This is a genomic window from Burkholderia sp. YHN3-13, assembly GCF_055810675.1.
In genome coordinates, this window is sequence record NZ_JBVVNQ010000029.1 from 41,660 (window position 1) to 58,511 (window position 16,852).

Genomic DNA, 16,852 nt, shown 5'->3' on the forward strand with positions numbered 1-16,852 from the left:
GCGGTTACGACTTCTTCTGCTTGTCCGGATCGATGATGACCGTGCAGGTCGTGCCCGCCGACAGCACCACGTCGGCCGGTACTTCGTCGATCCGGATGCGTACCGGCACGCGCTGCGCGAGGCGCACCCAGTTGAAGGTCGGGTTCACGTCCGCGACGAGGTCGCGGCTTTGCGGATTGTCGCGATCGTAGATGCCGCGCGAGATGCTCTCGACGTGGCCCTTCATCACGCCGCCGCTCATCAGCCGCATCTCGGCCGGCGCGCCGATCTTCACGCGCGGCAGCTTGGTTTCCTCGAAGTAGCCGTAGACCCAGAACGAGTGGCTGTCGACGATCGCGAGCTTCGCCTGGCCGGCCACCGCGTAGTTGCCCTTGAACGTCTGCAGGTTCGTGATGTAGCCGTCGACCGGCGCGACGACGCGCGTGCGCTCGAGGTTGAGCTTCGCGGCGTCGAGCGCGGCGATCGCCTGCTGGTACTGCGCATCGGCGCTCGACGCGCTGTGCGCGGCATTCTCGCGGTTTTCCTTCGACACGACGAGCGCGTCGAGGTCCGCGCGGCGGGCCGCGTCGTCGCGACGCATCTGCAGTTCCGCGCGGCGGGCGGCGACGGCCGCCTGCGCCTGCTCGACCGCGATCTGGTAGTGCGACGGGTCGATCTGCATGATCAGGTCGCCTTTTTTCACGAGCTGGTTGTCATGCACGGGCAGCTCGACGATCGCGCCCGACACGTCCGGCGCGACGTTGACGATCTCGGCGCGCACGCGCCCGTCGCGCGTCCACGGATCGTCCATGTAGTGCACCCACAGCGAGCGCCCGATCAGGATCGCGACGAGAAGGATGACGGCGGTCGCGACGAAGCCGAAGAGTTTTCTGAGAATCATGATGGTTCGGAATCAACGGTAAACGGCGAGACTCAGTCCGCCGCAAATGCAGACGAGAAGGCAGGCCCGGAACAGCGACGGGTGCCAGACGAGGCGGTAGAGGCCCGTATAGGCGAGCAGGCGGTCGACGGCCCAGGTCGCGAGCGCGCCCAGGACGAACATCAGCACCACCGTGGGCATGTAGGCATCGAGAATGGCGATTTCACGCGGCATCATGACGAGGCTCCTGGTTGGGGACGCACGGGGCGGTTGCGGTGAAGCGGCTCGAGCGGCGATTCCGGATCGAGCAGCGCGGTACGCACGAAATGCAGGTGGCTCAGGATGCGCTGCAGCCGGTGGCGCTCCTCGCGCGACGGCTCGAACGCATCGAGCGTCTGCCGCGTCGCGTCGATCGCCGCATTGGTCGCGGCGAGCGTCGCGTCGAACCGCGCGGCGTTCGGCTTCGAGAACAGCGCGGCCAGCGCGGTGCGCATCGTCTCGATCGCGCGGCGCCACGGCATCGCCGGCGCATAGCGCGGGTCGGGCGGCAGCGTCGCCAGCTCGTGGCGCAGGTCGATCGTCGCGTTGCCGGCTTCGAGCACCGCGAACATCCAGCGCAGCGCGTCGCGCTGCACGTCGGGCTGGTCGGCCGACAGCGTGTGCGCCTGGTACATCAGGTCGCGCGCGCCGCTTTCGAAGCGCGTGCGCAAGCCGGCGAGCCGTGCATGACCGGCCGCGACGGCCTGGTGGCGGAGGTCGGCGAACAGCCGCTTCTTGAGCCACGGCGCGGTCGGCGGGAACAGTACCGCGAACGCGATCGCCGACACCAGCATCGACAGCACGAGCGCGAGCGCATCGTTCATGAAGCTGGTCGGATCGTAGTGCGTGATGTTGTCCGGACCGGCGAGGAAGCTGAAGAAAATCAGGTAGCCCATTCCATACCCGGCGAGCTTCGGCTTCAGCGTCATGAAGATGCCGATCGCGAGCAGCGGCGCGAGCGCGACGCACAGCAGCGGGAACCCGTCGATGTGCGGATAGATGCCGAACGTCAGCAGGAAGCCGGTGCAGACGGCGAGCGCCGTGCCCATGCCCATCTGCGCGGACATCGCGGTCGGGCGCGGCGTCGACGACGCGAGGGCGCAGGTGGCCGCCGCCGTCAGCGTGAGCGTCACGCCGCTCGGCCACGCGGTCTCGATCCAGAACCAGCCGAGCACGAGGATCACGGTCGCGGTGCGGATCGCCGCGATCACCATCGCGGTGAGGTTGGTGCGCGGCTCGTAGCGCTCGATCCAGCGTTCGCGCTCGTGCGTCGCGGTCGACAGCGACGCGTAGGTGGCCGCGTACTCGTGCAGGTCGGTGATGAAGCGGTACAGCAGCTCGGCGGCCGTGTCGAAGTCGAGCAGCGGAAAGTCCGGCTGCGTTTCGAGCGTCGCGCGCGTCGCACGGATGCGGCGCGGCAGCGCGTCGCGCCAGGCGAGCAGTTGCTCGGCCGCGTGGCCCGCGTCGGCCGCCGTGCGCACCGGTTCGCCGGCCTGCGTCAGCAGCAGCGGCGCGATTTCGCGGAAATACGGCTCGATCGCGTCGATCGCGGCCTGCGCGCCGGCCGCATGCAGCCGGTTCATCAGCTGGTGCAGCGCATGGAAGCGGCTCGACGCGCTCATGAATTCGCTGTTCAGTCGCGCGAGGCGGCCGCTGCGCATCCGCGTGTCCGGATCCTCGAACACGGCCATGCTGCGCGCGGCCTCGAACCCGACCACGTCGGCGACGAAGCGCGTATGGATGGTTTCGATATGCGCGCGATCGAGCTTGCCCGACAGCGCCGACGCAACGTAGTCGACGAAGCTGCCGAAGCGCTTGCGTACCGTCGTGCGCATCTGTTCGCCGGTGGTCTGCGGAAACACGAGCGCGCTGACCACACCGGCCGACACGATTCCGACCATGATTTCGGCCACGCGCGTCATCGCGCTCATGAACGCGCCGTCCGGGTGCTGCGACGCGGGCAGTCCGATCAGCGCGGTCGTATAGCCGGCCAGCAGGAAGCCGTAGCTGCGGAAGTTGCGGTTGCGCGCGGCGCCGGCCGTGCACAGCGCGACCCACAGCGCGACGGCCAGCAGGAACAACTGCGGTTGCTGCGGGAACAGCCCGACGAACGTGAGCGTCGCGATGAGCCCGAAGATCGTGCCGGCGACGCGGTAGAAGCTCTTCGCGAGCACCGCGCCGCTTTGCGGCTGCATCACGATGAACACCGTCGTCATCGCCGTTTTCGGCGCGGGCAGGTCGAGCCGCATCGACACGCCGGTCGCGATGAACGCGGCGAGCAGCGCCTTGAACAGATAGAGCCACGCGGCGCCGTCGGTGCGGGCCCAGTCGCCGAACGCGGCGGACCAGGCCGCGAACGGGCCGCCGGCGGGCGTGGAAGCGGGGGAGGAGGCTGACATGGCGGTTGCTCCGCGTTACCGCGCGGCCGGCGAGCCGGACGTGCCGGTCGTCGCGACCGTTGCGGGCCGCGCGACGGCCGCCGACGGTTTCGTGGCCGGTGCGCCGGAAGGCGCTTGCGGGCCGCCGTTTTCCGGCGTGCCGGCGGCCGGCGTTTCGTCGTGCGGCACATCCTCGCCCGTCTCGACGCCGCCGCCGAGCGCGGCCATCAGCTGCGCATGCGCGGCGAGGCGTTCCGCATCGATGCGGGCGGCCGTCTCCTGCGCGCGCAGCAACTGCTGTTGCGCGACCAGCACGTTCACGTAATCGGTCAGCCCGCGACGGAAGCCTTCGCGCGACAACTGGTAGCTGCGGTCGTTGGCCGCCACCGAGCGCGCGGCGTCTTTCTTCTGCGTATCGAGCGAGCGGATCCGCACGACCTGGTCGGCGATGTCCTTGAGCGCGCCGACGATCGTCTGGTTGTAGCGCTCGACCGCCTGGTCGTAGCCGGCGTTCGCCGCGCCGAGCTGCGCACGCAGCCGGCCGCCTTCGAAGATCGGCAGCGACAGCGCGGGGCCGGCCGTCCAGCCGCCGTTCATCGCGCGCAGGAAGTCGGTGAACGGCGCGGTCACGCCGAAGCCGCCGACCGTCGCGAGCAGGTCGATGTTCGGGTAGAACGATGCCTTCGCGACGTCGATGCCGCGTGCCTGCGCATCGACCGTCCAGCGCGCCGCGACGACGTCGGGGCGGCGGCCGAGCAGGTCGGCCGGCAGCGCCGACGGCAGCCCGGCCGGCGCATCGAGCGACAGTCGCGGCCGCTTGATCGCGTCGCCGGCGCCCGGGCCCTTGCCGGCCAGTGCGGCGAGCTGGTGGCGCGCGAGCTGGATCGCTTCCTCATAGCTGTCTATCTGGCGCTCGTAGTCGGGCAGCGTCGATTCCGCCTGGCTCACTTCGAGCTGCGTGCCGAGGCCTGCCTGCAGCCGCTTGCGCGCGAGATCGGCGAGCGAACGCTGGCGTTCGAACGTTTCATGCGCGAGGTCGAGCAGCGCATAGTTCATCGACATGCCGACATACGCGCGCACCACGTTGACTTCGAGTTCGAGCTTCGCCGCACGCGCGTCGGCGGCGGTCGCATGTGCGGTGTCGAGCGCGCGCTCGGTCGCGTTCTTGTCCTTGCCCCACAGGTCGAGGTGGTACGACAGGCCGAGGGTGCCGGTATTGTTCCAGGTGTCGGTGTTCGCGAGCGGGCCCGGGCCGTAGTACACGTTGTCCGGCCAGTGCTGGCGCATCAGCGACAGATTGCCGTTGATCTGCGGCAGTTCGGCCGACCGGGCGACGCGCGCCATCGCCTGCGCTTCGCGCACGCGGGCCTCGGCCGCCGCGAGGGTCGGATTGCCGGCCTGGGCGGTGGCGATCCATGCATCGAGCTGCGGGTCGCGGTATGCGCGCCACCAGTCGGCGGCGGGCCAGCCGGCGTCGCGGTCGGCCGCGCGGATGGCCGCGCCGGCGTCGAGCGTGTTCGCTTCGATACGCGTGGACTGGGTCTTGTTGTCGCCCATGCTCGCACAACCGGCCATTATTAATGAGACTGCAAGAACCGCCAGTGCGAGCGTCCCTTTTGTCGCCGGAGACTGCACGATTTTCTCCCTTTCGGATATAGATGAGTCGGATGCGATTATATTTTTCAGTGATTCCTGAATAAATGGACAACGGTGCAAGTCATTTTTACGAATCCTGAGATAATATTTGTTGGCCCCTGTGCAACAATCCGTCCGGATTCAAACGGGTAATGGGATGGATACGCTACAAAACATGCGGGTGTTCGTCCGCGTGGTGGACGCGGGAAGCTTTACCGCGGCCGCCCAGCAGATGAATTCGACCACCGCCTACGCGTCGCGCGCGGTCTCGGATCTCGAGGCGCACTTGCGCACGCGTCTCCTGAACCGCACGACGCGCCGGATCGCGTTGACCGAAGCCGGCGAGCGCTATCTGCAGCGCTGCGAGCAGATCCTGGCGTACGTCGACCAGGCCGAAGCCGAGGCCGGCGACGCGCACGCGCGCCCGTCGGGCAAGCTGAAGGTCCATTGCTTCACGAGCCTCGGCCAGCACTACCTGGTGCCGGCGATCGCGCGCTACCGCGAGCGTTATCCGGACGTGCACGTCGAGCTGACGCTCGCGCAGCGGATGCCCGACCTGCTCGACGAGGGGTACGACGTGGCGATCGTCGTCGGCCGCGACCTGCCCGATTCGGGGCTCGTGTCGCAGCGGCTCGGCGAGAGCTACAGCGTCGTGTGTGCGTCGCCCGGCTACGTCGAGGCGCATGGCGTGCCGCAGCGGCCGGCCGATCTCGCGCAGCACGTGTGCCTCGGGATGGTCGCGCCGGGCTTTCACTTCGACGAATGGGCGCTGGCGGGGCCGAACGGCGACGAGGTCGTCCCGATCGCGGCGCCGCCGTTTCGCGTGAACGTCGCCGAGGCGCTTGCGGTGGCCGTGCGGGAGGGGATGGGGATCGGCGGGCTGCCGCTCTATTCGGCGATCGGCTGGCTGCGCAGCGGGCACATCGTGCGCGTGATGCCGGAGTACCGGTCGCACGTGATGAACATCTACGCGCTGTACCCGTCGCGCCAGTACCTCGACGCGAAAATCCGCACCTGGGTCGATTTCCTGCGCGACGAGTTGCCGGTCACGCTCAAGGCCGACGAGGCCGCGCTCGAGCAATACACGCGTGCGACATGACGGCGCGGTTGGCCGCCATCTGACGAGATTTGTCCTTCACGCAACATTTTTTTACGAACGCGTGTCAGACAGTTTGATACTGTAGGGATTAACGAGATACGCAACCCCGGAGTAGCGATGGATACGCACCTGATGATCGGCCTTGGCGTCCTGCTGGGCGCAGCCGCTGCCGCCGCGGCGACCCGCGACCTGCTGCGTGCGATGAAGGCGAAGGCGCAGATGAAGCCGGTTCCGGTACGGGTGCGCGAGCCGCGCCGCCCCGGCCGCTGATCCTGCCGTACGCGCGGGGAGGCGGGCAGGCCGCGCAAGGCGGCCTGGCGAGCCGGTGTTCAGCCGAGCTCGACCACCTTGTCCCACGCGAACGCGGGATTTTCCCGTTCGCCGGTACGACGGTGAAGGTAGCCGCGCGGGTTGCACACCACGCGCGTGCCGCCGTCCGCAACATAGTCGAATGACGTATGAGTGTGGCCGTGGAGCCACAGATCCACCGGCGGCCGCACCAGTTCCGCCATGTCCGTCACGAACCCCGCCGAAGCGAGATCCGTCGCATAACGTTCAGCCAGCGAGCGCCGATGTGGCGCATGATGGGTGACGACGATCGTCTTGCCCGCGAACGGTGTCGCGAGCCGCGTTTCCAGCCAGGTCCGGCTTTGCCGGTGCAGCGCGATCGCGTCGGCCGGCGAGAAATCCCGTTCAGGCGCACCCGGCGCCGCATGCAGCGCCGCGTCGTGCGGCCACGTCACCTGGATCAGTCCCTTGAAATCGAGCATCACGCGCAGCGCGGCCTCGATTGCGCCGGCCTGGCTGGCTTCGTCTTGGCCGAACAGCGAAAAATCGGCCCAGAGCGTCGTGCCGAGCACGCGGAAGCGTTGCCCGGGATCGACGTAGACGCCGTTGTTCAGGTAATGCAGGTTGTCGAGCGAGTGCGCGGCGTCACGCATCGCCGTCTCCAGCGCGCCGAATTCCCCGTCGTAGTACTCGTGGTTGCCCGGCACGTAGATCACGGGCACGGCGGGGTCGAACGTTTCGGCGGCCCAGCGCAGGCCTTCCGCGTGATTGTGGATGTCGCCGGCCAGCACGACGAGATCCGCGTCGGCGTGCGGGATCGCATCGGGCAGGTTGCTTTCGAGATGCAGGTCGGACAGGACGCGGATTTTCACGGGCGGGGCTCCGAAGTGGGCGGCTTCAGTGCAGGATCTTGCCGGGATTCATCAGGCCGCGCGGGTCGAGCGCGGTCTTCAGCGTGCGCATCAGCGTCGTTTCGACCGGCGACTTGTAGCGCTGCGCGTCGTCGATCTTCAGCTGGCCGATCCCGTGCTCCGCGCTGATCGTGCCGTGGTGGCGGTGCACGTTGTCGTAGACGATCCGGTTGATCGGCGCCTGGAACGCCGCGAGGAACGCCTTCGCGTCGCCGCCTTCGGGCATCTGCACGTTGTAGTGGAGGTTGCCGTCGCCGAGGTGGCCGAACGTGACCATCCGCGCGCCCGGCGCGGCCTGCTGGATCGCCGCGTCGGTCTCGTCGATGAAGCGCGCGATCGACGAGATCGGCACCGCGATGTCGTGCTTGATGTTGAGCCCTTCGTCGGCCTGCGCGAGCGGGATGTGCTCGCGCAGGTCCCAGAACGCGCGCGACTGCGCGAGATTCTCGGCGACCACCGCGTCGACCACGAGCCCGGCCTCGAACGCTTCTTCCATCAGTTTCTCGAACAGCGCGCGCGCATGCGCTTCGCTTTCGTTGTCGGACAGCTCGAGCAGCACCGTCTGCGCGTGCGTCTGCGCGAACGGGTAGCGCAGTTGCGGGTAGTGCTTGCCGACCAGTTGCATGCAGAAATCCGACATCAGCTCGAAGCCGGTCAGGAGCGGCCCGGCCGCGCGCTGCGCGAGCGACAGGAAGTCGAGCGCCGCGTGCGGCGATTCGAGCGCGGCGAGTGCCGTGACCTGCGCGGCCGGCAGCGGATGCAGCTTCATCACGGCCGCCGTGATGATCCCGAGCGTGCCTTCCGCGCCGATGAACAGGTCGCGCAGGTCGTAGCCCGTGTTGTCCTTGCGCAGTCCGCGCAGGCCGTCCCAGATCTCGCCCTGCGGCGTCACGACCTCGAGCCCGAGGCACAGCTCGCGCGCGTTGCCGTAGCGCAGCACCGCGGTGCCGCCCGCATTGGTCGACAGGTTGCCGCCGATCGTGCAACTGCCCTCCGCCGCGAGGCTCAGCGCGAACAGCCGGCCGCCTTCGCGGGCGCGCGCCTGCACGTCGGCGAGGATCACGCCGGCCTCGACGGTGATCGTATTGTTGTGCGGATCGAGCGCCCGCACGCGGTTCAGGCGCGCGAGGCTCAGCACGGCCTGGCTGCCGCTCGCATCGGGTGTGGCGCCCCCGGCGAGGCCCGTGTTGCCGCCTTGCGGCACGAGCGCGACGCCGTGCGCGTTGGCCAGCTTCACGAGCGCGGCGACTTCGGCCGTGTTCGCGGGCTTCAGCACCGCGCACGCGGCGCCCTTGTAGCGGCGTCGCCAGTCGGTCAGGAACGGTTCGGTATCGTGCGGATCGGTCAGCACGTGGTCGGTGCCGAGCGCGTCGCGGCACGCGGAAACGAAAGCTTCGGAAGACATCATCACCTTGTCGCGTAAGGGTCAGGACGCGGCGCGCGACTTTTTTGCCGCGCGCTTGTACGGCGCGACATAGGCCAGCGCCGCCACGAAGAAGCCGACGGCAAGCGCGGTCTCGCACCAGCCGAGCGTGGCGGACAGCCCGCGATCGGACATGCCGCGCACGATGCCTTCGGCCAGATAGACGAGGCTGAGCATGCTCGCCCACTGCATCGTATAGATGTTACGCCGCCAGACGCCGGGCAGCGCGAGCGCGAGCGGCACGGCCTTGAGCATCAGCGCGGAGCCGCCCGGGCGCAACGGCGCGAGCCACAGCTCCCACGCGAGCGACAGCGCGATCAGCGCGACGAGGCACGCGGCGGCGGCCAGCGCGTAGCGCGGCCGGGCCGCGACGGCGGGGCGGGCGGGGGTGTTCATGCGGTCTCGGCAGCCTGGGCGGCCGACAGCGCGGCGGCCGCGCGCGCCAGCCGCACGCCGAGCGCGGCGGCGAGCGCCTTTTCGTCCGCGGACAGCCCGCCGGGCGCGCTACGGTCGTGCTGCGCGACATGCGACGCGCCGTACGGCGTGCCGCCGGTGCGCGTCGTGCTGAGCGCCGATTCGGTGTACGGGATCCCGACGATCATCATCCCGTGATGCAGCAGCGGCAGCATCATCGACAGCAGCGTCGATTCCTGGCCGCCGTGCAGGCTGCCCGTCGACGTGAATACGCTCGCCGGCTTGCCGGTCAGCGCCCCCGACAGCCATTGCGGCGTCGTGCCGTCGAGGAAATACTTGAGTGCCGCGGCCATGTTGCCGAAGCGCGTCGGCGAGCCGAGCGCGAGGCCCGCGCACTCCTCGAGGTCGCGCAGTTCCGCGTACGGCGGGCCGTCGGCGGGGATGTCGGGGGCGGTGGTTTCGCAGACGGTCGACACGGGCGGCACGGTGCGGATGCGCGCCTGCATGCCCGGCACGCTGTCGATGCCGTTCGCGATCGCGAGCGCGAGATCGCGCGTGGCGCCGTGACGGCTGTAATAGAGGACGAGGATGTCTTTCATGGGCGACGGAGCCGCATGCGGCCGCGCGCGTGCCCGGTGCAGTCGGCCCCTGCTGGAATCGAGCGGCTATTATAGGGGCTGAAGCCGTCGCGCAGCGCGGCGGCGGCGCGCCGAGAGGCGCGCGGCATCAAGAAGGAGAAGCCGTTTGCCGAAGTTGAGCGTCGATCTCGACACCCTCAAGCGCCTCGCGCAGTTCGCGGCCCGGCGCAGCGCCGAGGATCGCATCCCGCAAGTGGCGGGCAGCCTGACCTTCACGACGATGCTGGCCCTCGTGCCGCTCGTGACGGTCGCGTTCGCGCTGTTCACCGCGTTCCCGATGTTCGCGTCGTTCCAGATCTCGCTGCAGGGGTTCCTCGCGGATCACCTGATGCCCGCGCAGTTCAACATCCAGATCTTCAAGTACCTGAACCAGTTCGCGTCGAAGGCCAAGGGGCTGACCACGGCCGGCCTGATCGTGCTGGTCGTCACGTCGGTGATGACGATGATGACGATCGAATCGGCGTTCAACCTGATCTGGCGGGTACGCAAGCCGCGGCCGTTCGCGCAGCGCGTGCTCGCGTACTGGGCGCTGATCACGCTCGGGCCCTTGCTGTTCGGCGTGAGCCTGTCGATCTCGTCGTACCTGTTCACGCAGTCGCTCGCGTTCACCGGCGCGGCGCCGACCACGTCGATCGTCGAATGGCTGCTCGCGCTCGCGTCGCTGCCGCTGACGGTGCTCGCGTTCACGCTGCTGTACGTGTACCTGCCGAACTGTACGGTCGCCTGGCGCGACGCGGTGATCGGCGGGCTGTTCGCGGCCGTCGCGTTCGAGCTGGCCAAGCGCGGCTTCGGCTACTACGTGCGGCGCATTCCGACCTATACGGCCGTCTACGGCGCGTTCGCGGCGCTGCCGGTGTTCCTGCTGTGGGTGTACCTGAGCTGGTTCATCGCGCTGCTCGGGGCGATGGTGGCGTCCGCGCTGCCGGCGATCCGCGTCGGCCAGTTCCACCGCATCCACTATCCGGGCAGCGACCTGCTCGACGCGCTCGAGCTGCTCGCGCGGCTGGCGGAGGCGCGTGCGGCCGGCAAGCGCGGCTATACGGCGATGCGGCTCGCGACCATGTTGCGCTGCGACATGGAAACCGCGCAGCGGCTGCTGACGACGATGGAGGAGCGGGAGTGGATCGCGCGGCTCGACGGCGGCGCCGAGACCACGCCGCGCTACATCATGCTCGCGAACCCCGAGCAGCTGACGCTCGCGCAACTGTTCGACGTGCTGGTGATCGACCGCGCGGAGCTGACCTACCAGCTGGAGCGGCGGCGCAGCCACGTCGAGGGCGCGGCCCTGCTCGCGGTGCTGTCGAGCGATCGCTTCGACGTGTCGCTTGCGACGCTGATCGCCGCGCACCGGCTCGCGGGCGCGCAGCCGGCGGGGAACGCCGGGCAGGCGCCAGGCGCCGTGCCCGACCCGCACGCGCGGCCGCCGCGGCCCGCGTGACGGCGGGGCCGGCGGGCTACAGCGGGATCTTGCCGGTGCAGATGTCCTTGAACATCACCCAGTCGCCCATCAGGCTGTAGATCGGGTGCCGGAACGTGGCCGGACGGTTCTTCTCGAAGAAGAAGTGCCCGACCCACGCGAAGCCGTAACCGCAGACGATCGCCGCCGGCAGCCACAGCCAGTTGCCGGTCGCGATCGCCATCGCGACGCAGCCGATCACGCCGAGCGAGCCGATGAAGTGCAGCCGGCGCGACGTCAGGTTCTGGTGTTCGTTCAGGTAATACGGGTAGAAATCGGCGAAGCGGGCGAACTGCTCCGAATGCGTATGCGCCATCGCTGCCTCCTCGGGCCGCTGTCGATGGCTTCATTGTGCGGCGGGCGGCCCATGTCCGCAAGCGGGGGCGCGGCCGCCGCGCCGGGGCCGCGCTTTCCTTTTGACAGGCTTTCCGATAGGATCGAAAGAGATTTTGCATTCAAGCATGAGGGGACTACGATGCGCGTCAGCGATATTCTGAAAGTGAAGGGCAACACGCTGTTTACGGTGACGCCCGATAAGCCGCTGCGCGAAGCGGTCGATACGATGGCCGAACACGATATCGGTTCGCTCGTCGTGATGGAGTACGGCGATCTCGTCGGGATGCTGACGTTCCGCGAGATCATCCTGCGCCTGCACGTGAACGGCGGCGCGATCGGCGACGTCCAGGTGCGCAAGGTGATGGACGAGCCGCTCACGTGTACGCCGGAAACCGACGTCAACGAAGTGCGCCGGATGATGCTCGAGCGTCACGCACGCTACATGCCGGTGCTCGACAAGAAGGTGTTGATGGGCGTCATTTCGTTCTACGACGTCGCGAAGACGGTCGTCGAGGCGCAGAGCTTCGAGAACCGGATGCTGAAGGCGTACATCCGCGACTGGCCGGAATCGGAAGCCGAAGCGCACAAGCCGTGAACCGCGCCGCGCCCGGCACCTCGATGCATGGGCGCCGCCATCCGGCATGCGGCGGCGCAGGCTTGTCCTGCGCCGCCTTTTTTTCAACGACAACACGAGGCCCGCGCAGCTTCGCCGAGACGACGCGCGCGTATTCCGCATGAGCGATCACACGCAAGCCACTTCGGAGCGGCGCGACGAACGGCGTGCCCACGCGTCGCAGTTCGACCTGCTGCGCGAGCGCCGTTTCGCCCCGTTCTTCACGACCCAGTTCCTCGGTGCGCTGAACGACAACGTCTTCAAGATCGGCTTCACGTCGCTCGTCACCTATCACACCGCGCGGTTCGCCGGCGTCGACGCCAAGACGGCCGCGTTCCTGATTTCCGCGATCTTCATCCTGCCGTTCGTGCTGTTCTCGGCGACGTCCGGCCAGATCGCCGACAAATACGACAAGGCGACCCTCACGCGCTTCGTGAAGACCTTCGAGATCGTGCTGATGCTCGTCGGCGCCGCCGGCTTCGTCACGCACAGCGCGACGCTGCTGTATCTGTGCACGTTCATGATGGGGATGCACTCGACGCTGTTCGGGCCCGTCAAGTATTCGTACCTGCCGCAGCATCTCGGCGAGCATGAGCTGGTCGGCGGCAACGGCCTCGTCGAAATGGGCACGTTCATCGCGATCCTGATCGGCACGATCATCGGCGGCGCGGCCGCCGGCATCGAAGGCGCCGGCGAACGCGTGCTCGCGGTGAGCGTCGTCGTGATCGCGCTCGCGGGGCGCCTCGTCGCGCAGCGCGTGCCGTCGACGCCGGCGCCGCAGCCCGATCTCGTGATCAACTGGAATCCGGTCAGCGAAACGTGGCGCAACCTCGGGCTGGCGCGCCAGAATCGCACCGTGTTCCTCAGCCTGCTCGGCATCTCGTGGCTGTGGTTCGTCGGCGCGACCTTCCTCACGTCGTTCTTCAATTTCGCGAAGGACGTGCTGTCCGCGAGCCCCGACGTCGTCACGATCCTGCTCGCGACGTTCTCGGTCGGCATCGGCCTCGGCTCGCTGCTGTGCGAGCGGCTGTCGCAGCGGCGCGTCGAGATCGGCCTCGTGCCGCTCGGCTCGATCGGCATCAGCGTGTTCGCGATCGAGCTGTATTTCGCGAGCCGCGCGCTGCCGTCGCCGGGCCATCTGCTGTCGGTCGGCGAATTCCTGGCCGGCGCGCGGCACTGGCGCATCCTCGCCGACCTGTTCCTGCTCGCGATGTTCGGCGGCTTCTACAGCGTGCCGCTGTACGCGCTGATCCAGAGCCGCAGCGCGCCGACGCACCGCGCACGGATCATCGCCGCGAACAACATCCTGAACGCGCTGTTCATGATCCTGTCGGCCGTGATGGCGATGGGGCTGACCAAGGCCGGTGTCGACATCCCGGGGCTGTTCCTCGCCACCGCGCTGCTGAACGTGATCGTCGCGACGTACATCTACCTGCTCGTGCCCGAGTTCCTGCTGCGTTTCGTCGCGTGGGTGCTCGTGCACACCTTCTACCGGATCCGCCTCGTGCACGCGGAGCGGATTCCGGCGGAAGGCGCGGCCGTGCTCGTGTGCAACCACGTCAGCTACGTCGATGCGCTCGTGCTGGCGGCCGCGAGCCCGCGCCCGATCCGTTTCGTGATGGATCACCGGATCTTCAAGACGCGCTTCGCGAGCTGGGTGTTCCGGCATGCGAAGGCGATCCCGATCGCGCCGCGCCACGAGGATCCGGCGATGCTCGCGCGTGCGTACGACCTGTGCGAGGCCGCGCTGAAGGACGGCGAACTCGTGTGCATCTTCCCCGAGGGCAAGCTGACCAAGACGGGCGACATCAATACGTTCCACCACGGCATCACCGAGATCCTGAGCCGCACCCCGGCACCGGTCATCCCGATGGCGCTGCGCGGACTGTGGGGCAGCTATTTCTCGCGGCATTCCGATGCGCGGATGCCGCGCCCCATCAAGCGCGGCGTGATGAGCCGGCTCACGCTGGCAGTCGGCGAGCCGGTCCCGGCGTCGGTCGCGACGCCCGAGTCGCTGCAGGCGGCGGTGACCGAGCTGCGCGGCGCGCGGAAGTAGGCGGGCGCCGGCCGGCGCCGTGCCGGCATGCGGCTGCTGTCCGGGTGGAACGGGCCGCCGGCCGCCCCCATCGGGCCGCACCGGCACGTACCGTGCGCCCTGACCGGCGTGTCACGCGTCCCGCGGTTCCGGGACGGCTGGCATAATAGCGGTTTACCTCTTTTTCTCGACCGGCAAACGATCGATCTGCCCGCGGCACGGCAGCGCATCGGTTTGCCCATTTATCTTTGGGCGGTTCCATCATGTCCGGCAATACTCTCGGCACGCTTTTCACTGTCACGACCTTCGGCGAATCGCACGGTCCCGCGATCGGCTGCGTGATCGACGGCTGCCCGCCGGGAATGGGGCTGACCGAAGCCGACATCCAGCTCGAGCTCGACCGCCGCAAGCCCGGCACGTCGCGGCACGTGACGCAACGGCAGGAGGCGGACGAGGTCGAGATCCTGTCGGGCGTGTTCGAAGGCGTGACGACCGGCACGCCGATCGCGCTGCTGATCCGCAACACCGACCAGCGCAGCAAGGACTACGGCAACATCGTCGAGACGTTCCGTCCCGGCCATGCCGATTACACGTACTGGCAGAAGTACGGCATCCGCGACTACCGCGGCGGTGGCCGCTCGTCCGCGCGGCTGACCGCGCCGCTCGTCGGCGCGGGTGCCGTGGCGAAGAAGTGGCTGCGCGAGCGCTTCGGCGTCGAAGTGCGCGGCTACATGAGCAGCCTCGGCGAGATCGACGTGCCGTTCGTCGACTGGTCGCACGTGCGCGAGAATCCGTTCTTCTCGCCGAATGCGGCGGTCGTGCCGGAGCTCGAGGCGTACATGGATGCGCTGCGCAAGGAGGGCGATTCGATCGGTGCGCGCATCGACGTCGTCGCGTCGGGCGTGCCGGTCGGCTGGGGCGAGCCCGTGTTCGACCGTCTCGATGCCGATATCGCGAAGGCGATGATGAGCATCAACGCGGTGAAGGGCGTCGAGATCGGGGCGGGCTTCGACAGCGTCGCGCAGCGCGGCTCCGCGCACGGCGACGAGTTGACGCCGGGTGGTTTCGTCGGCAACCATGCGGGCGGCGTGCTCGGCGGGATTTCGACGGGGCAGGACATCACCGTGTCGATCGCGATCAAGCCGACGTCGAGCATCCGCACGCCGCGTCGTTCGATCACGAAGGCAGGCGACGAGGCGACGGTGGAAACGTTCGGCCGTCACGATCCGTGCGTCGGCATTCGTGCGACGCCGATCGCCGAGTCGATGCTCGCACTGGTGTTGATCGATCACGCGCTGCGCCATCGCGCACAATGCGGCGACGTCGAGACGTCGACGCCGAAGATCGCCGGTAGCGCGACCTGACACAAGCGGGCGGGGCGCGGCGCGCCTCGCGAACGCGCAGGGAAGGCAAAACGGGGCGCTGCTTCAGGCAGCGCCCCGTTTCGTTCGTGGCGACCGACAAAAACGCGCTGCTCGCGGCGGCGCGTCGTGGCGGATTACATATTCGGGTAATTCGGCCCGCCGCCGCCTTCGGGCGTGACCCACACGATGTTCTGCGTCGGGTCCTTGATGTCGCAGGTCTTGCAGTGCACGCAGTTCTGCGCGTTGATCACCAGCCGGTCGCTGCCGTCGTCGTTCTTCACGAACTCGTACACCGCCGCCGGGCAGAAACGCCCCTCCGGCCCCGCATACGTGCGCAGGTTCACGTTCACCGGCACGCTCGCATCCTTCAGCGTCAGGTGCGCCGGCTGGTTCTCCTCGTGGTTCGTGTTCGAGATGAACACCGACGACAGCCGGTCGAACGTCAGCTTGCCGTCCGGCTTCGGGTATTCGATCGGCTCGCACTGCGACGCCGGCTTCAGCATCTCGTGATCCGCATGCTTGTGGTGCAGCGTCCACGGCACGTTGCCGCCCATCACCTTCTGCTCGAGCCCGACCATCAGCGTGCCCAGGTACAGGCCCTTCGCCATCCACTGCTTGAAGTTGCGCGCGCGGTACAGCTCCGTGTACAGCCACGACTGCTTGAACGCGTCCGGGTACGCGTTCAACTCGTCCGACTGGCGGCCGGCCTGCACCGCGTCGAACGCCGCGTCCGCCGCCAGCATGCCGGTCTTGATCGCCGCGTGGCTGCCCTTGATCCGCGATGCGTTCAGGAAGCCCGCGTCGTCGCCGATCAGCGCGCCGCCCGGGAACACCGTCTTCGGCAGCGACAGCAGGCCGCCCGCCGTGATCGCGCGCGCGCCGTACGACACGCGCTTGCCGCCTTCGAGGAACGCGCGGATCGACGGATGCGTCTTGTAGCGCTGGAATTCCTCGAACGGCGACAGGTACGGGTTCGTGTAGCCCAGGCCCACCACGAAGCCGACCACGACCTGGTTGTTGTCCATGTGATACAGGAACGAGCCGCCGTAGGTGTCGGACTTCAGCGGCCAGCCGGCCGTGTGGATCACGAGGCCCGGCTTGTGCTTGGCCGGATCGATTTCCCACAGTTCCTTGATGCCGATCCCGTACGCCTGCGGATCCGCGTTCGCGTCGAGCTTGTACTTCGCGATCAGTTGCCGCCCCAGATGGCCGCGGCAGCCTTCGGCGAACAGCGTGTACTTCGCGTGCAGTTCCATGCCGAGCTGGAAGTTCTCGGTCGGCTCGCCGTCCTTGCCCACGCCCATGTTGCCGGTGGCGACGCCTTTGACCGAGCCATCATCGTTGTAGAGGATCTCGGCGGCCGG

Annotated in this window: 16 protein-coding genes; 6 read left to right on the forward strand and 10 right to left on the reverse strand. The window is 68.3% G+C overall.

Features of this window, described 5'->3' with window-relative positions; genetic code table 11:
• Positions 1–4: 4 nt before the first annotated feature.
• The 4 genes from AC0KUR_RS35295 to AC0KUR_RS35310 are packed head-to-tail and all read right to left on the reverse strand — an operon-like array spanning position 5 to position 4,911.
• A complete protein-coding gene (locus AC0KUR_RS35295) occupies positions 5–880 on the reverse strand; it encodes an efflux RND transporter periplasmic adaptor subunit (protein ID WP_014897260.1) in 876 nt (291 codons plus the stop codon).
• Positions 881–892: 12 nt separating this feature from the next.
• Positions 893–1,096, reverse strand: a complete 204-nt coding sequence (locus AC0KUR_RS35300) for a DUF1656 domain-containing protein (RefSeq protein WP_011351756.1) — start codon at positions 1,094–1,096, stop codon at positions 893–895.
• A complete protein-coding gene (locus AC0KUR_RS35305; protein WP_301740730.1) occupies positions 1,093–3,297 on the reverse strand; it encodes an FUSC family protein in 2,205 nt (734 codons plus the stop codon). Before AC0KUR_RS35305 ends, AC0KUR_RS35300 begins: the two co-directional genes overlap by 4 nt.
• A gap of 15 nt (positions 3,298–3,312) precedes the next feature.
• Positions 3,313–4,911, reverse strand: coding sequence for an efflux transporter outer membrane subunit (locus AC0KUR_RS35310; protein WP_473377202.1), 1,599 nt, complete (start codon positions 4,909–4,911; stop codon positions 3,313–3,315).
• A gap of 157 nt (positions 4,912–5,068) precedes the next feature.
• Between AC0KUR_RS35310 and AC0KUR_RS35315 the strand changes: the two genes are divergently transcribed.
• Positions 5,069–6,010, forward strand: coding sequence for a LysR family transcriptional regulator (locus tag AC0KUR_RS35315; protein ID WP_034191161.1), 942 nt, complete (start codon positions 5,069–5,071; stop codon positions 6,008–6,010).
• Between the two features lie 117 nt (positions 6,011–6,127).
• Positions 6,128–6,280, forward strand: a complete 153-nt coding sequence (locus tag AC0KUR_RS35320) for a hypothetical protein (protein ID WP_006476208.1) — start codon at positions 6,128–6,130, stop codon at positions 6,278–6,280.
• Between the two features lie 59 nt (positions 6,281–6,339).
• Here AC0KUR_RS35320 and AC0KUR_RS35325 read toward each other — a convergent pair whose 3' ends face one another.
• From AC0KUR_RS35325 to wrbA, 4 genes are read right to left on the reverse strand one after another with little or no spacing between them, the layout of a single operon-like run.
• A complete protein-coding gene (locus AC0KUR_RS35325; protein WP_059556980.1) occupies positions 6,340–7,170 on the reverse strand; it encodes a metallophosphoesterase in 831 nt (276 codons plus the stop codon).
• A 25-nt stretch (positions 7,171–7,195) separates the two neighbouring features.
• A complete protein-coding gene (locus AC0KUR_RS35330; protein ID WP_049032386.1) occupies positions 7,196–8,617 on the reverse strand; it encodes an FAD-binding oxidoreductase in 1,422 nt (473 codons plus the stop codon).
• A gap of 18 nt (positions 8,618–8,635) precedes the next feature.
• Positions 8,636–9,028 (reverse strand): DUF2069 domain-containing protein, encoded by a 393-nt coding sequence (locus tag AC0KUR_RS35335; protein ID WP_034191158.1) that lies wholly within the window; start codon positions 9,026–9,028, stop codon positions 8,636–8,638.
• The gene (gene wrbA, locus AC0KUR_RS35340; protein ID WP_034191157.1) at positions 9,025–9,645 is read right to left on the reverse strand and encodes an NAD(P)H:quinone oxidoreductase; all 621 of its coding nucleotides are present in this window, start codon (positions 9,643–9,645) and stop codon (positions 9,025–9,027) included. Before wrbA ends, AC0KUR_RS35335 begins: the two co-directional genes overlap by 4 nt.
• A 145-nt stretch (positions 9,646–9,790) precedes the next feature.
• On the opposite strand from wrbA, the gene AC0KUR_RS35345 reads away from it, so the two are divergent.
• Complete coding sequence (locus AC0KUR_RS35345) at positions 9,791–11,122, forward strand: YihY family inner membrane protein (protein WP_034191156.1); 1,332 nt, start codon at positions 9,791–9,793, stop codon at positions 11,120–11,122.
• Positions 11,123–11,138: 16 nt separating this feature from the next.
• On the opposite strand, the gene AC0KUR_RS35350 is transcribed toward AC0KUR_RS35345, so the two are convergent.
• Positions 11,139–11,456 carry an Mpo1-like protein gene (locus tag AC0KUR_RS35350; RefSeq protein WP_034191155.1) on the reverse strand — a complete coding sequence of 106 codons (318 nt, stop codon included), beginning with the start codon at positions 11,454–11,456 and terminating at the stop codon, positions 11,139–11,141.
• 159 nt (positions 11,457–11,615) lie between these two features.
• On the opposite strand from AC0KUR_RS35350, the gene AC0KUR_RS35355 reads away from it, so the two are divergent.
• From AC0KUR_RS35355 to aroC, 3 genes are all read left to right on the forward strand, one after another.
• Positions 11,616–12,071: a CBS domain-containing protein gene (locus AC0KUR_RS35355; protein ID WP_006488504.1), complete on the forward strand. Its 456-nt coding sequence runs from the start codon at positions 11,616–11,618 to the stop codon at positions 12,069–12,071.
• 139 nt (positions 12,072–12,210) lie between these two features.
• Positions 12,211–14,145: an MFS transporter gene (locus AC0KUR_RS35360; protein WP_034191154.1), complete on the forward strand. Its 1,935-nt coding sequence runs from the start codon at positions 12,211–12,213 to the stop codon at positions 14,143–14,145.
• 242 nt (positions 14,146–14,387) lie between these two features.
• Complete coding sequence (aroC, locus tag AC0KUR_RS35365) at positions 14,388–15,488, forward strand: chorismate synthase (RefSeq protein WP_034191153.1); 1,101 nt, start codon at positions 14,388–14,390, stop codon at positions 15,486–15,488.
• A 134-nt stretch (positions 15,489–15,622) separates the two neighbouring features.
• Here the strand turns inward: aroC and AC0KUR_RS35370 are convergent.
• A partial coding sequence (locus AC0KUR_RS35370; protein ID WP_473377203.1) for an electron transfer flavoprotein-ubiquinone oxidoreductase occupies positions 15,623–16,852 on the reverse strand: 1,230 nt, incomplete at its 5' end.